Origin of the sequence: Ilumatobacter nonamiensis YM16-303 (assembly GCF_000350145.1) — a bacterium.
Lineage (GTDB): Bacteria > Actinomycetota > Acidimicrobiia > Acidimicrobiales > Ilumatobacteraceae > Ilumatobacter_A > Ilumatobacter_A nonamiensis.
Window position 1 is genome coordinate 1 of record NZ_BAOL01000280.1, and the last position, 2,003, is coordinate 2,003.

2 protein-coding genes are annotated in these 2,003 nt (G+C 67.9%); both read left to right on the top strand.

From position 1 onward, the window contains the following. The first annotated feature begins 300 nt into the window (after nt 1-300). A complete protein-coding gene (locus tag ON45_RS19630; protein ID WP_040496318.1) occupies nt 301-1,170 on the top strand; it encodes an LLM class F420-dependent oxidoreductase in 870 nt (289 codons plus the stop codon). A gap of 49 nt (nt 1,171-1,219) precedes the next feature. Then, nucleotides 1,220-1,969 carry an SDR family NAD(P)-dependent oxidoreductase gene (locus tag ON45_RS19635; protein ID WP_040496320.1) on the top strand — a complete coding sequence of 250 codons (750 nt, stop codon included), beginning with the start codon at nt 1,220-1,222 and terminating at the stop codon, nt 1,967-1,969. The last annotated feature ends 34 nt before the right edge of the window (nt 1,970-2,003 follow it).

Sequence of the window (2,003 nt, forward strand, 5' to 3'; positions counted from 1 at the left end):
GCGCTCCGTGCGCGAACTGTTCACGAGATCGCCGACGTGGTCGCGCCTCGATGAGTTGGGGGGTTGCGCCCGAGTCGCTCCGGCGCGATCATCGAGACAGGGCCCGTGAGATGTCCACACAGGGATCCAGCGCCGCCGCCCCGTGCGGAGGTCGACTGATTCAATCCTTCCCCGCAACCGGGAACGACAACTCACGGGCCCTGTTGCTGCTCCGACTCTGTCGACGCACGTCGCGTTTCCTACGCTCCCGATCGACGTCCGACGAACATCCGGTGAGTCCGGCGTCGCAGAGGGAGCGAGATGAAATTCGGATTGGCATTCGCGAGCAGCATCGCCCAGGAGCAGGCTGACTCCTTCGCCGTCTGTCGGCAGGCCGAGGCCGCCGGCTTCGAATCACTGTGGGGTGGCGAGCACGTGATCATGCCGAGCTCGATCGACTCCGCCTACCCGTACACACCTGACGGAAAGATCCCCGCCGAGCCGGAGACACCGATTCCCGACCCGCTGATCTGGCTCGCGTTCGCCGCGGCGGCCGCGCCGACGCTCCGGCTCGGGACGTGCATCCTCATCGTGCCGCAACGCAACCCGCTGATCCTCGCGAAGGAACTGGCGACGCTCGACCGCATCTCGAACGGCCGCGTGGAGCTCGGTCTCGGCGTCGGCTGGATGCGCGAGGAGTTCGAGGCGCTCGGCGTTCCGTGGGAGCGCCGCGGCGCGCGCAACGACGAGTACATCGCCGCGATGCGCGCGCTGTGGGCCGGCCCGCACGCGGAGTTCCACGGCGAGTTCGTCGACTTCGAGCCGGTCACGTGCAGCCCCCGTCCGGTGCAGGAACGGATTCCCGTCCTGGTCGGCGGCGACAGCGACGTCGCGATCCGTCGGGCCGCGCGTCTGGCCGATGGATACTTTCCCGGCGAGGGCGACAGCGAACGCCTCGCCGGGCTCATCGAGCGGCTGCGCGTCGCTGCGGAGAAGGAAGGTCGCGACCCCGGTGAGATCGAGATCAATGCGATGTTCGCCAATCAGCTCGCGGATCCGATCCGTGGTGTCGAGGAGATGCGCGAACTCGGTGTCGGCCGGGCGATGATCCCTGCCTTCTTCTTTGCCGGTGACGGCGGCCTCGATCGTCTCGCCGAGTTCGGCGAGACCGTGATCGCCGCCACCACATGATCCGCCCGGCACGTCCACATTCCATCCGTACGACCAACCTGGAGATCTCATGAACCCTTTCGACCTGACCGGCAAGTCCGCCGTCGTGACCGGCGGCGGTCAAGGCATCGGCGAAGGCATCGCCAAGAGCCTGGCCGAGGCCGGTGCATCGGTGATCGTCGCCGCACGACACGCGGACCGCATCGAGCGGGTCGCCGCGGAGATCAATGACGCCGGGGGCACCGCCCTCGCCGTGACGACCGACGTCACCGACCGTGACGCGCTCGTCGCGTTGGCCGATGCTGCGGTCGATGCGCACGGCGGCCTCCACGTGTGGGTGAACAACGCCGGCGGTTCGCCTCTGCGCTCGCCCCTCAACGAGATCGCCGACGACGACTGGGACGCGTGCTTGAGCCTCAATCTCACGGCAGTGATGCGGGCTTCGGTGGTCGCATCCGAGCGGATGACCGAGGGCGGAAGCATCATCAACATCTCATCGCCGGCCGGTGACCGCGGTGTGCCGGGAAGCGGCCACTACGCAGCGGCCAAGGCCGGGGTGAACTCGCTGACCAAGACGATGTCGCTCGAACTCGCGCCGAAGATCCGCGTCAACGGAATCTCCCCCGGCTACGTGCCGACGGAGGTCATGATGACCGCGCTCGACACCGACGAGGAGCAGCTCGAGCAGATGGCGACGAAGCGAATCCCGCTCCAGCGGCTCGGTCGGCCCGACGACATGGGCTCGACTGCCGTCTACCTCGCCAGCGAAGCCGGCAGCTGGATGTCCGGCCAGACCCTCATCGTCGCCGGCGGCCTCTAACCACCCCGTTCTCGTGAACTGTTCCCGCGCTCCG